10 protein-coding genes are annotated in these 12,741 nt (G+C 68.9%); 6 read left to right on the top strand and 4 right to left on the bottom strand.

Annotated elements, in window-relative coordinates; genetic code table 11:
• Positions 1 to 77: 77 nt before the first annotated feature.
• Entirely contained in the window at positions 78 to 578 is a 501-nt protein-coding gene (greB, locus tag N788_RS09050) for a transcription elongation factor GreB (protein WP_034224040.1), read from the bottom strand.
• A 3-nt stretch (positions 579 to 581) separates the two neighbouring features.
• The gene (locus tag N788_RS09045; RefSeq protein ID WP_034224038.1) at positions 582 to 2,165 is read right to left on the bottom strand and encodes an AbgT family transporter; all 1,584 of its coding nucleotides are present in this window, start codon (positions 2,163 to 2,165) and stop codon (positions 582 to 584) included.
• A gap of 123 nt (positions 2,166 to 2,288) precedes the next feature.
• Here N788_RS09045 and N788_RS09040 point away from each other — a divergent pair, with 123 nt between their 5' ends.
• Both N788_RS09040 and N788_RS09030 read left to right on the top strand, forming a co-directional pair.
• Positions 2,289 to 2,834, top strand: coding sequence for a LemA family protein (locus N788_RS09040; protein WP_034224036.1), 546 nt, complete (start codon positions 2,289 to 2,291; stop codon positions 2,832 to 2,834).
• On the top strand, positions 2,831 to 4,561 hold the full coding sequence (locus N788_RS09030) for a DUF2207 domain-containing protein (protein ID WP_051924519.1): 1,731 nt from the start codon (positions 2,831 to 2,833) through the stop codon (positions 4,559 to 4,561). The genes N788_RS09040 and N788_RS09030 overlap by 4 nt, the downstream gene beginning before the upstream one ends.
• Before the next feature lie 7 nt (positions 4,562 to 4,568).
• Here the strand turns inward: N788_RS09030 and N788_RS09025 are convergent, their stop codons facing one another.
• The gene (locus tag N788_RS09025) at positions 4,569 to 6,065 is read right to left on the bottom strand and encodes a helicase HerA-like domain-containing protein (protein ID WP_034224030.1); all 1,497 of its coding nucleotides are present in this window, start codon (positions 6,063 to 6,065) and stop codon (positions 4,569 to 4,571) included.
• A gap of 114 nt (positions 6,066 to 6,179) precedes the next feature.
• Here N788_RS09025 and N788_RS09020 point away from each other — a divergent pair, with 114 nt between their 5' ends.
• Both N788_RS09020 and N788_RS09015 read left to right on the top strand, forming a co-directional pair.
• Positions 6,180 to 7,613 carry a transglycosylase SLT domain-containing protein gene (locus N788_RS09020; protein WP_034224028.1) on the top strand — a complete coding sequence of 478 codons (1,434 nt, stop codon included), beginning with the start codon at positions 6,180 to 6,182 and terminating at the stop codon, positions 7,611 to 7,613.
• Positions 7,614 to 7,685: 72 nt separating this feature from the next.
• On the top strand, positions 7,686 to 9,152 hold the full coding sequence (locus N788_RS09015) for an amidohydrolase family protein (RefSeq protein WP_034224026.1): 1,467 nt from the start codon (positions 7,686 to 7,688) through the stop codon (positions 9,150 to 9,152).
• Between the two features lie 470 nt (positions 9,153 to 9,622).
• On the opposite strand, the gene N788_RS09010 is transcribed toward N788_RS09015, so the two are convergent.
• Positions 9,623 to 11,659: a 3-hydroxyacyl-CoA dehydrogenase NAD-binding domain-containing protein gene (locus tag N788_RS09010; protein ID WP_244444114.1), complete on the bottom strand. Its 2,037-nt coding sequence runs from the start codon at positions 11,657 to 11,659 to the stop codon at positions 9,623 to 9,625.
• A 150-nt stretch (positions 11,660 to 11,809) separates the two neighbouring features.
• Here N788_RS09010 and rpoE point away from each other — a divergent pair, with 150 nt between their 5' ends.
• Positions 11,810 to 12,403 carry an RNA polymerase sigma factor RpoE gene (rpoE, locus tag N788_RS09005; RefSeq protein ID WP_034224020.1) on the top strand — a complete coding sequence of 198 codons (594 nt, stop codon included), beginning with the start codon at positions 11,810 to 11,812 and terminating at the stop codon, positions 12,401 to 12,403.
• Positions 12,400 to 12,741: sigma-E factor negative regulatory protein (locus tag N788_RS09000; protein WP_034224043.1), on the top strand; the 342-nt coding region annotated here is incomplete at its 3' end. The genes rpoE and N788_RS09000, both read left to right, overlap by 4 nt.

Here is a 12,741-nt window from a genome sequence, read left to right as displayed (position 1 = left end):
CCTCCGGTCGCCTCGTACAGCCTCGCGAAACCAAGGTCCCGAAGCCCGGGGAAAAAGCCTCGCGCCTGAAGGCGCTCCTACAGGTAGTCGACTGCGGTGATGATGTAGCGCGCCGGGCCGGCCGGCAGCACTACTTCGACTTCATCGTCGACGCGCTTTCGAAGCAGCGCGCGCGCCAGGGGTGAGTCCACGCTGATCAGGCCGGTTTTCGCGTCGGTCTCGTCGGGGCCGACGATGCGGTAGCGCCGGGTTTCGCCCGAGGCCGCGTCCTCGAGTTCGATCCAGGCGCCAAAAAACACCGCCGCCGGATCCGACGGCTTGCCTTCGGCCACCTTCAGTACTTCCAGGCGCTTGCTCAGGTAGCGAACGCGCCGGTCGATCTCGCCCAGCTGTTTCTTGCGATAGGTGTATTCCGCGTTTTCGCTGCGGTCGCCCTCGGCCGCGGCGGCGGCCAGGGCCTTGACCACTTCAGGCCGCCGCACGCGCCAGAGATCGTCGAGCTCGGCGCGCAGGCGGTCGAAACCGGCGCGGGTAATGATCGCCGTGGATTTTTCGCCCGGCGGCCGCCAGCGCGACACGGCTCAGCCCGCGACCGGCGCCGCCTGGATGTAGATCAGCGGCGAATCCGGGCCGATCGGCAGCTCCAGCCAGATCCAGATGCCGAACATCACGCTCCAGCCGGCCAGGAAGACCATCGAGTACGGCAGCATCGTCGCCACCAGGGTGCCGATGCCGGCCTTGGGTTCGTAACGCTGGAAGAAGGCGATGATCAGGGCGAAGTAGCTCATCATCGGCGAGATGATGTTGGTCACGCTGTCGCCGACGCGGTAGGCCACCTGGGTCATTTCGGGCGAGTAGCCCAGCAGCATGAACATCGGGATGAACACCGGCGCCATCAGCGCCCACTTGGCCGAGGCCGAACCCATGAACAGGTTCACCACGGCGGTGAGCAGGATGAAACAAATGAACAGCGGGATGGTCGGCAGGCCGAGCGCCTTGAGGAAGTCGGCGCCTTCGACCGCGAACACCAGGCCCAGCTGCGTCCAGTTGAAAAAGGCCACGAACTGCGCCGCGAAGAACACCAGCACCAGGTAGCCGCCCAGCGTGCTCATGCTGGCCGCCATGCCCTGGATGACGTCGCTGTCGGACTTGATGGTGCCGGCGCCCACGCCGAAGGCGATGCCGGCGATCACGCCATACAGGAAGATGATCACGACGACGCCGCTGAGGAAGGGCGAGCGCAGCAGGTCGCCGGTCTGGGCGTCGCGCAGGAAGCCGGCGCCGGGCATCATGCCCTGGGGCAGGGCGGACCAGACCAGCAGCAGGGTGAACAGCGTCACCGCGATGCCGGCGTAGGCCATGCCGCGCAGTTCGGCGGGGCTCAGGCGCTGGGAATCGGGCTCGACGTCGTCGGCGGTCCTGACGACCTGGGTCGGCGCGTTGGGAAAGCGCGGCGCGACGATCTTTTCGGTGACGAACCAGCCCAGCAGGGTGATCACCGGCGTCGAGGCGATCATGAAGTACCAGTTCGCCAGCGGGCTGACCGTGTAGTTCGGGTCGACGATGCGCGCGGCTTCCTGGGACAGGCCCGAGAGCAGCGGGTCGATGGTGCCGATCAGCAGGTTGGCCGAATAACCGCCGGACACGCCGGCGAAGACGGCCGCCATGCCCAGGATGGGGTGCCGGTTGGCCGAGAGGAAGATCAGCGCGCCCAGCGGCACCAGCAGCACGTAGCCGATTTCGCTGGCCATGTTCGACATCACGCCGGCGAACACCAGGACCGGGGTCAGCAGGAACTTCGGGGCCGCCAGCACCAGCATGCGCAGCGAGGCGCCGATCAGGCCGCTGTGTTCGGCCACGCCGATGCCGATCAGCGCGACCAGCACCACGCCCAGCGGGGCGAAGCCGGTGAAGTTGGTGACCGCGCCGGTGAGCATGCGGTGCAGGCCCTCGATGCTCATCAGGTTCACCGGCGTGACGATCTCGCCGGTGGACGGGTGCGTCACGCTCATGCCCGACATCGAGGCGATCCAGGACATCACCACCACGCCCAGGGCCAGCAGCGCGAACAGGGTTGCGGGATGGGGCAGGGCATTGCCGCCGCGTTCGACGATGGTCAGGAAGCGGTCCATCAGGCTGCGCTTCTTGGTCATGGGATCGGCCATTGAATTCTCCGGGAAACCTGGGGTTGGCCGCGGGCGGCGGCACGAAGCGCCCGACTATAACCGAGCCCGGGCAGAACCGGCCCGGGACGTGGATAATCGGGACGTCCGGACGAGGGGAAATCCATGACGCTGTTCCTGGGGATCGTAGGCCTGGTGTTGGTGCTCTGGGCCGTGTTCACGTTCAACCGGCTGGTGCGCCTGCGCAACCAGGTCCGGGCCGGCTGGAGCGATATTGATGTCCAGCTGATGCGCCGCCACGACCTGGTGCCTCGATTGGTCGAGGCCGTGAAGGCCTACGCCGGCCACGAAAAGGCGGTGCTGGAGAACGTCACCGAGCTGCGCGCCCAGGCGATGCAGACCTCGTCGCCGGCGCGGCTGGCGGGCATCGAGCGCGAACTCGAGGCCGGCCTGGGCCGGCTGGTGCTGCTCAACGAGGCCTATCCCGACCTCAAGGCCAGCGAGAACTTCCTGAAGCTGCAGCGCGACCTGGTGGATGTCGAGGACCACCTGCAGTACGCCCGGCGCTTCTACAACGGCGCCGTGCGGGCGAACAACGACGCCGTTCAGCGGTTCCCGGACCTGGTGGTCGCCCGTTCCTTCGGCTTTGGCGAGTCGGAGTTCTTCGAAGCCGACGACGGCTCGCGCGCGGCCCCGCGGGTGGCCGCGTGAAGCGCCTGCTCGCGGTCGCTGCCAGCCTGCTGCTGGCCCTCGCCGCCGCGCCGGCGACGGCGCAGGAGCGCATCCAGGCCTACCACGCCGACATCACCGTGCTGCCCGACGGCAGCATGGAGGTGACCGAGAACATCACCGTGCGCGCCCTGGGCAACCGGATACGGCGCGGCATCTATCGTGATTTCCCGACCCGCTACAAGGACCGCCATGGCAACCGCTACGTGGTGGATTTCGAAGTGCTCGAAGTCAGGCGCGACGGCCAGCCCGAACCCTGGTTCACCGAGAAGCGTCCCAACGGCGTGCGGGTGAACACGGGCAACGACGACTTCCTGCCCGTGCCCGCGGACATCCGTTTTTCCATCCGCTACCGCACCAGTCGCCAGCTCGGCTTCTTCGACGAGCACGACGAGCTGTACTGGAACGTCACCGGCCTGGGTTGGGACTTCGTCATCGAAAAGGCCAGTGCCCGGGTGACGCTGCCGGCACCGGTGCCGGCCGACGCGCTGCGGCTCGATGCCTATACCGGCCCGCAGGGCTCCAGGCAGGGCGACTACCGCGCCCGGGTGCCCGGGCCCGGCGTCGCGGAGTTCGAGGCCTTGGGTCCGCTGGGATCCTACGAAGGCCTGACCGTCGTCGTCGGTTTCCCCAAGGGCCTGGTGGTCGAACCCTCGCGGGCCCAGCGTTTGGGCTGGCTGCTGCGCGACAACGGCGGCGTGCTGGTGGCGCTGGCGGGCTTGCTGGTATTGCTGCCCTGGTACCTGCTCAGCTGGCACCGGGTCGGCCGCGACCCGGCCCCGGGCTCGATCTTCCCGCGCTATGAATCGCCCGAGGGGTTTTCCCCGGGCGAGTTGCGCTACCTGTGGAAGCAGGCCTACACCGACCGCTGCTTCGCCGCCGACATCGTCGACCTGGCCGTGCACGGCCACGTAGTGGTGCACCAGGAGGGCAAGAAGGACTGGGTGCTCGAACGGTTGGCAAACCAGGCGCCGGCGCCCTCCGAGGGCCAGCGCGTGCTCATGGAGAAGCTGTTTTCCGAAGGCGAACGGGTCGAGCTCAAGAACACCAACGCCTCGGTCATCGGCGGCGCCCGGATGAAGCACATGGTGGCGCTGCACAAGCGCATGCACCCGACCTACTTCAAGCGCAACGGGCTGCCGCTGCTGCTGGGCTGGCTGTTCTCCTTCGGCTACGGCGCCCTGGCTTTCCTGGTGGCGGGCGGCAGCGGCTTGCCTTTGATCATCGGGCTGCTGGTGCTGACCCTGGTCGCACACATGCTTTTTGGCTGGCTGATGAAGGCGCCGACGCCAACGGGCCGCGCGTTGCTCGACGAAATCGAGGGCCTGCGCATGTACCTGGGCGTGGCCGAGCGCGACGAGCTGGCGCGGCTGGCCAAACCCGGCGGGCCGGAGGCGCCGCTGCCCGACCCCGCGCGCTACCAGGCGCTGCTGCCCTATGCGCTGGCCCTGGACGTCGAAGAAGCCTGGACCAAGCACTTCACTGCCGCGGTGGGCGCGGCCCAGGCCGAGCAGACGGCGCGCTCGATGGGCTGGTATCGCGGTTCGACCGCCTCGATGGCGAGCCTGGGCGCGATGAGCAGTTCGCTGGGTAGCGCGCTGAGCTCGCAGATATCGTCTTCGGCCTCGCCGCCGGGTTCGAGTTCCGGCGGGGGCGGCGGCGGGTCGTCTGGCGGCGGTGGCGGCGGTGGCGGTGGCGGCGGGCGCTAGCGTCCGGTCAGCGCTTCTTGCCGCCGAGCAAGCCACCGAGCAGGCCGCGCAGGATCTGGCGGCCGATGCCGTTGGCCACCGTGCGCGTGGCCGATTTGGCGGCGGCTTCCACCGCGCCCTGGCGGCGTTTGGTGCCCCACAGGAACTCCTCGAACTTCGACTTTGGTGCTTCGGCGGTCCTGGCGGCGGGTCCGCCTGGCTTCGCCGGGGGCGCCTCGGTGGCGGCGGCCTGTTCGGCGCGCTTGGCCAGCATTTCGAAAGCCGACTCGCGATTGACCAGAGTGTCGTACTTGCCGCCGACGGGGCTGCGTGAACGCACCAGCGCGCGCTCTTCGTCGGTGATCGTGCCCATGCGGCAGCGCGGCGGGCAGATCAGGGCGCGCTCGACCGGCATCGGCACGCCCTTGGCCATCAGCATCGACACCAGGGCCTCGCCCACGGCGAGCTGGCCGATGGCCTGGGCGACGTCGATCTTCGGGTTCTGCACGAAGGTTTCGGCGGCCGCGCGCACGGCCTTCTGGTCGCGCGGGGTGAAGGCGCGCAGCGCGTGCTGCACACGGTTGCCCAACTGGCCCAGCACCTCGTCGGGGATGTCGTCGGGGTTCTGCGAACAGAAATAGACGCCCACGCCCTTGGACCGGATGAGCCGGACGACCTGCTCGACGCGCTGGCGCAGCGCCGGCGGGCAATCGTCGAACAGCAGGTGGGCTTCGTCGAAGAAGAACACCAGCTTGGGCACGTCCAGGTCGCCGACCTCGGGCAGGGTCTCGAACAGTTCGCTGAGAAGCCACAGCAGGAAGCTCGAATACAGCCGCGGCCGCAGGATCAGCTGGTCGGCGGCGATCAGGTTGACGATGCCGCGCCCGGACATGTCCTGGCGCATCAGGTCCGCCAGCTGCAGAGCCGGTTCGCCGAAGAACTGCTTGCCGCCGTCCTGCTCCAGGCGCAGCAGCGCGCGCTGGATCGCCCCGACCGACTGCGGGCTGACCAGGCCGTACTGCTTGGAAATATCGGCGCGGTTCTCGGTGACGAAGTTGAGCAGCGCGCGCAGGTCGTCGAGGTCGAGCAGCAGCAGGCCGTGGTCGTCGGCCATCTTGAAGGCGATGTCCATCACGCCCGACTGGACGTCGTTGAGTTCGAGCATGCGCGACATCAGCGGCGGCCCGACCTCCGACACCGTGGTCCGCAGCGGGTGGCCAAGTTTGCCGTAGAGGTCCCAGAACACGACGGGGCTGGCCTCGTTGGCGTAACCCTGGATGCCGATCTGTTCCACCCGGGCGGCGATCCGGTCGTTCATCGTGCCGGGCATCGCCAGCCCGGCGATGTCGCCCTTCACGTCGGCCATCACCACCGGCACGCCCAGGCGCGAAAAACCTTCGGCCATGACCATCAGGCTCACCGACTTGCCGGTGCCGGTGGCACCGGCGACCAGGCCGTGGCGATTGCCGTATTTGCCGAGCAGGTGGACGGGCTGGTCGCCCTTGCCGATCAGGAGGTCGTTCATTCCGGTGGGCGCTCCGCTGGGGGTCACGACGATTCTAGCCGCAGCCGTCGCCTTGCCGGCACCGAGTCCGGACCGCTAGGCTGCGCGCCTGTTCCGCCTCGCCCGTGAGTCCCGATGCCCCGTCCCCTGATCCTGGCCGCCCTGCTGCTGTCGCTGATGACCGCCACCGATGCCGATGCCCGGCGCACGCCCAAGCGCGCGGAGGTCTTGTACGCGGCGCTCGACGAGGCCGGCCAGGCCTACCGGGCGGGACTCGGGCAGCTGCGTGCCGGCGAAGCCGAGGCGGGCCGGGAGGCCATGCGCGAGGCCGCCGCCGCGGTCCTGGAGGGCGCGCGTCGCTGCGAGGCCACCCGAGGCTGCGAGGTCGAGCGCTTCATCGCTGCCTACGATGCGCTGCTGCAGCACGGCGTGAGCCAGCTGGCCGGCGACGGCGAGGGTTTCGGATCCAGTGCCGAGTCCGCCGCCATGGCCGGCGAAGGCGGGGTGCTGACGGCCATGCCCGCGGCCAACCGGGCGGTGGCGATGCTCAACGGCCGGGACCTGCGCGAGGTGATCGAGCTCAACGAACCGGTGCGCGCGGCGATGGCCGAGTGGCTGACCTGGATGCGTCCGCAGCTGATCACCAGCTGGGAGAACTACCAGCAGATGCGTTTCCTGATGTGGCCCGAATACGAGCAGGCGGGCCTGCCCGAAGCGCTGCTGTTCGGCATCCTCGCCAAGGAGTCCAACGGCCGTGTGCATGCGGTTTCGCGCGCCGGCGCCGCCGGGCCGATGCAGTTCATGCCGGCCACCGGCGCCCGCTTCGGCCTGGGCTGGCGCGACGGCTTCGACACCCGCTACGACCCGCAGCTGGCCGCGCGGGCGAGCGTGCTGTACTTCAACGAGCGCTTCGACGAGCTGGGCGACGACCTGGCCTTCGCCGTGGCCGCCTACAACGGCGGCGAGGGGCGGGCGCTGCGGCTCAAGCGCGAGGCCGGCGACAAGTCGTTCTGGGATCCCGCGGTTTACGGCCGGCTGCCTCCCGAAACCCGCGACTACGTGCCCTACGTGCTTGCCGCCGCCTGGCTGTTCCTGCATCCGGAGGAATACGGGCTGCAATTCCCGGCGGTGGACGGTGCCGCGACGGTGATGAAGCTGCAGGCGCCGGCGTCGATCTACCAGCTCTCGATCTGCCTGGGCGGCGCGCGCGAGGGTTATTTCAGGTCGCTGCGCAATCTCAATCCGCGCTACGAGCCGCACGCCGCGATCGCGGCCGGCACCGAACTGCGCGTGCCGGTCGCCGTGCCGCCCGAGTACCAGCGCCACTGCGTGGACGGTCCGCGTGCGCAGATCGCCGCCAACCTGATGGCAGCCAGCAAGCCCACGTCCGTGGCGACGGCGACACGCGAGCCGGCACGCAGCTACCAGGTGAAGTCGGGCGATACGCTCAGCAGCATTTCCCGCCGCCACGACTGCGACGGTGCCGCGGCGCTGGCCAAGGCCAACGGCCTGCGCGCTCCCTACGTGATCCGGGCCGGCCAGCGCCTGCGCCTGGTCGGCTGCGGCTGAGCCGGGCGGGCCTGCACGCGGCCTTAAGGAGCGGCGGGATTAGCATGGGGCGGCAAACCGAAGGGGCCCGCCATGAGCCAGCGCCAGGATCCGGACGGCAGCCGCCTGCCGATCAAGCTCGACAGCACCAGCAACGGTGAATTCCCGCCGGTGCCGCTGGCGCCGGAGCACCACCACGCCAACGCCCTGGCCCACGACCAGGCCGAACTCAACGCCCGGCGGCTGGGGATCTCGCGCCGCGGATTCCTGGTTTCGGCCTGTGGTGCCGCCAGCACGCTGCTGGCGATGAACGCGGCCTACGCGGCGGCCGGCAAGCGCGGCGGCTTTTTCCAGGTGGCCAACGAGGCGGCGCTGGAGCCGGCGGCGGCCGAGGCCGCGGTCTCCGGCAGCGAATTCATATTCGACGTCCAGGGCCACTTCGTGAACCCGACCGGCGCCTGGACCCGCACGTTGCCCGAAGGGGCCCGGCCGCTGGGCGGTTTCCCGACGCAGGGCTGCGCGGCCGCGGCGCTGGGCGGCAACCTGGACCGGCTGCAGTGCTTCGGTCCGGACGCGTTCCTGCGCGACATCTTCCTGGATTCGGACACTTCGCTGATGGTGCTGAGCTTCGTGCCGTCCACGCGCGAGGGCGAACCGCTGACGATCGAGGAAGCGGCGGCGACGGCGGCGATCGTAGAAACGATGCAAGGCACGCACCGCCTGTTCCTGCATGGCCGGGTCAACCCGAACCAGGCGGGCGACGTGGAGGACATGGACCGGCTGGCCTCGCAGTTCGGGATCAGCGCCTGGAAGACCTACACGCAGTGGGGGCCGAACGGCGAACGCGGCTTCTGGATGGTCGACGACGCCGGCCTGGCGATGATCGAAAAAGCGCGCAAACTCGACGTGCGCAACATCGCGATCCACAAGGGCCTGCCGTTCGGTCCGCGCAGCTACGAATACAGCACCTGCGCCGACATCGGGCGCGTGGGCAAACGCTTCCCGGACGTGAACTTCCTGATCTACCACTCGGGCTTCGTGACCGACAAAGCCGAGGGCCCCTACGACCCGGCGCGCAGCGACGGCATCGACGCGCTGGTGACCTCGGTGCGCGAGGCGGGCCTGGGCAAGGGCAGCAACGTATACGCGGAGCTGGGCTCGACCTGGCGATTCCTGATGCGCGACCCGGACTCGGCGGCGCACGCCCTGGGCAAGCTGCTGGTGCACCTTGGCGAGGACAATATCCTGTGGGGCACGGACTCGATCTGGTACGGCAGCCCGCAGGACCAGATCCAGGCGTTCCGAACGTTCCAGATCAGCCCGGAGTTGCGCGAAAAACATGGCTACCCGGAGATCACGCCGTCGATCCGGGCGAAAATCTTCGGGCTCAATGCCCTGAAGATCTACCCGGTGGCCCGGGACGTGCTGGACCAGCACCTGCGGGCAGACGCCGTGGCCCGCGCCCGTGAAAACTACCGCAACGACCCGGACCCGAGTTTCCTGACCCACGGCCCCCGCACGCGCCGCGAATTCCTCAACTTCAAGGCCTGGGGCGGCTGATCCAAGCCCACCTTCCGTCCTTCTGTGGGACGAAGTTCAGTCCCGAAGCTCCTGGCCTTGCCCTTCGGCAAGCAGGGCTTGGGGACGTGGTCCCTTCGCGGGTGGAGGCAGCGTGCAGTCGCCCTGGCCGCGGCCGCAAGTACCTCCATGTAGGCTCTTCGTCGACGTCCTTGTCTCCGAAGGTCGGCCAGGGCGACTGCACGCTACCTCCTCAAAAATACGCAATGGCCGCCAGGAAAGCCGGCCGGAAGTCCCCCGGAATCCATGACTCGCGGCCGCCGTTTGGCGAAGCCGAAGCTATTCGACGCGAAGCGTCGGGCTGGCAACCTGCGGCTCGTGATGGAGTGGGAGCGTGCGCGGCGGCGCCTCCGACTAACTTCCCACGGCCCGCCCTGCTTGCCCGAAGGGCAAGGCCAGAGCTTCGCGCCTGAAGGCGCTCCTACAAGAAATGCAGGAGCGCCGGTGTGGGGTCAGGATTGCAGGTCGTCCCAGCCCGGGCGGGGCGTGAAGCGGTCGCCGTGTTTGGCGGCCAGTTCTTCCAGGCGGGCCTTGAGCTTCGTGGCGCCGACGGCGCGGATGTGCTGGATCGGGCCGCCGCGGAAGGGCGCGAAGCCCGTGCCGAAGATCACGCCGGCGTCGAGCAGGTCCGCGTCCGCCACCACGCCGTCGTGCAGGCAGCTCACCGCTTCGTTGAGCAGCGGCAGTACAAGGCGGTCCTCCAGGTCGTCCGGCGCCGTGTAGTCCGCCGGCACCGGCGGTTTCACCGGCTTGCCGTCTTCCCACTTGTACAGCCCCTGGCCGTCCTTCTTGCCGCGCTTGCCTTCCTCGACCTTGAACGCGTCGGGCAACGACTGACCGTGGAAGTCGGCCATGATCTTGCCCACGCTCGCCGCGACGTCCAGGCCCACCGTGTCCACCAGCTCGATCGGACCCATCGGCATGCCGAACTTCAGCGCCGCCTTGTCGATCACCGGGCCCGGGATGCCTTCCGAGAACGCGATGATCGCTTCCTGCATGTACGGCGCCAGGATGCGGTTCACCAGGAAGCCCGGCGTACCCGCCACCGGCACCGGCAGTTTGTCGATCGCGCGGCAGAACGCCGCCAGCCGGCGTTCGGTCTCTTTGGCCATGCCGTCGTGCTGCACGATTTCAACCAGCGGCATCAGCGCCACCGGGTTGAAATAATGCAGGCCCGCGAAGCGCGCCGGATCCTTGCGGCCTTCGCGCAGCGCTTCCAGGGGAATCGAGGAGGTGTTGGTCACCAGCAGCGCGCCCGGCTTGAGCGTTTCCTCGACCTTGGCGAACAGGGCCTGCTTGGCTTCCAGGTTTTCGAAGATCGCTTCGATCACCAGGTCGGCCTGCGCCACGCCGGCGCCTTCGACATCGGCCTTGAGCCGGCCGGCGGTGGCCTGGCGCTTGGCGTCGTCCCTGACCTTGCGCTCGAAGAGCTTGGCGGCGCGATCCAGCGCCGGCTGCACGTATTTCATCTCGCGGTCCTGCAGCGTCACCTCGAAGCCGCGCAGCGCGCACCAGGCGGCGATGTCGCCGCCCATCACGCCGGCGCCGATCACATGCACCTTCTGGATGCCGTGGTCTTTTCCGCCCAGGCTCTTGAGCCGGTCCATCAGGAAGAACACGCGCACCAGGTTGTGTGCGGTCGGCGTGCCGGCCAGCTTCACCACCGATTTCGCCTCGGCCTTCAGGGCCGCGTGCACGCCCAGGCCGCCGCTGCGCCGCCAGGTTTCGATCAGGGCGTAGGGCGCCGGGTAGTGTTCCTTGCGTGCCTTTCGCGCGACCTGCTTGCGCATCTGCGGGGCCAGGATGGCGCGGGCCAGGCCGGTGTTGGTGGCCCAGGCCAGGAAGCGCTGCTTGAACGGGCGGGTGGTGCCGCGCTGGGCGAGCTTGACGGCCTCGTCGAGCAGCAGGGCCGGCTCGACCACCTTGTCCACCAGGCCGATGGCCCGGGCGGCCGACGCGGACAGGCTGCGACCGGTGAGCATCAGGTCCATCGCCGCCGGCGCGCCGAGCAGGCGCGGCGCGCGCACGCTGCCGCCCCAGCCGGGGTAGATGCCCAGTTTGATTTCGGGCAGGCCGATGCGGGTCTTCTCGTCCCGGCTGGCGATGCGGTAGCGGCAGGCCAGGGAAATCTCGGTGCCGCCGCCCATGCAATGGCCGTGGATGGCCGCGACGGTGGGACAGCGCAGTTCGGCCAGCTTCTGGAAGACCAGCTGGCCGTGGCGGATCCAGGATTCGATCTGGCCCTTGGCCGCGATCTGCTCGAAGCCCTTGATGTCGGCGCCGGGGATGAAGCCGGCCGGCTTGCCGGAAATGATGACCACGCCCTTGGGCGGCTCCAGGGCGATGCGCTCCACCATCGACTCGAGTTCGTCGAGCACCTCGCGGTTGAGCGCATTGACGTTCTGGTCGGCGCGGTTGAGGGTCAGCACCAGGATGCCGTCGGCGCGTGGGTCGGCTTGCCAATGGGCAAGGCGAAGTCCGTCGAACATGGCGGGCTCCATACGTTGGGGTAGGGATATCAAGCCCGTATCATCCCGTCGAGGCCCCGGGGGGTCAACGCCGGCGACAGGCCGGGGGAACTTTCCGGGCGGTTGGATGTCCACTAGGCGGCCCGGATGGCCGCAGGAGCAGCGGCCCGGATGGGCGACAACGAACAGGACCTGGCCCTCGTAAAACGTGTTCAGGCAGGCGACAACTCGGCGTTCGACCTTCTGGTGCGCAAGTACCAGCATCGCATCGGCGCCGTGGTGTACCGCTTCGTGCCCGACCACGCCGAGGTCCAGGACATCGTCCAGGATGCCTTCATCCGCGCCTACCGCGCGATGGCGGGCTTCCGTGGCGACGCCCAGTTCTACACCTGGCTCTACCGGATCGCCGTGAACACCGCCAAGAACCACCTCGTCGCCGCCAAGCGCCGCCCGCCCACCGCCGACATCGCCGCGGAGGACGCCGAGTTCCATGCCGGTGCCGGCAGGCTGCACGACCACGACACCCCCGAACTCCAGCTCCTGCGCGAGGAAATCGAGCAAACCGTCACCGATACGGTGGCCGGCCTGCCCGAGGAGCTGCGACAGGCCATCACCCTGCGCGAGGTGGATGGCTTGAGCTACGAAGAAATCGCGCAGCTGATGCAGTGCCCCATCGGGACCGTGCGCTCGCGGATCTTCCGCGCCCGCGAAGCCATCGATGCCCGCCTGCGCCCCCTGATGGACACCGAGCGAGTGCGCCCATGAATCCGCCACAGATGACCCCGCCCGACCAGAAACTGCTCGAAGACCTGTGCGCCTGGATGGACGGCGAACTGCCCGCCGACCAGGCCAGGTTCCTGGAACGGCGCATCGGCAACGAACCGGCGCTGCAGGCGCAGCTCGAACGCTGGTACCTGGCGTCGGCCAGTCTTCGGGGGCAACGGCTGCATTTGCTGCCCGAAGCGCTGTCGGACCGGATCGCCGCGGCGGTCCGCGACGAGCCGGCGCCGCGCCGCGGCCATCGCTGGCCCTGGGCCGCGGGCATCGCCGCCGCGGTCCTGGGCCTGGCCCTGCTGCCGGGCCTGGTCGGGCAGGGCGGGTCG

Source organism: Arenimonas donghaensis DSM 18148 = HO3-R19, from assembly GCF_000743535.1.
GTDB classification, from domain to species: domain Bacteria; phylum Pseudomonadota; class Gammaproteobacteria; order Xanthomonadales; family Xanthomonadaceae; genus Arenimonas; species Arenimonas donghaensis.
This window is presented reverse-complemented; position numbering and strand designations above follow the sequence as displayed.

Coding starts and splice junctions, on each gene's coding strand:
- N788_RS09015 (WP_034224026.1), top strand. CDS start 7,686: ATGAGCCAGCGCCAGGATCCGGACGGCAGCCGCCTGCCGATCAAGCTC.
- N788_RS09020 (WP_034224028.1), top strand. CDS start 6,180: ATGCCCCGTCCCCTGATCCTGGCCGCCCTGCTGCTGTCGCTGATGACC.
- N788_RS09025 (WP_034224030.1), bottom strand. CDS start 6,065: ATGAACGACCTCCTGATCGGCAAGGGCGACCAGCCCGTCCACCTGCTC.
- rpoE (WP_034224020.1), top strand. CDS start 11,810: ATGGGCGACAACGAACAGGACCTGGCCCTCGTAAAACGTGTTCAGGCA.
- N788_RS09040 (WP_034224036.1), top strand. CDS start 2,289: ATGACGCTGTTCCTGGGGATCGTAGGCCTGGTGTTGGTGCTCTGGGCC.
- N788_RS09010 (WP_244444114.1), bottom strand. CDS start 11,659: ATGTTCGACGGACTTCGCCTTGCCCATTGGCAAGCCGACCCACGCGCC.
- N788_RS09045 (WP_034224038.1), bottom strand. CDS start 2,165: ATGGCCGATCCCATGACCAAGAAGCGCAGCCTGATGGACCGCTTCCTG.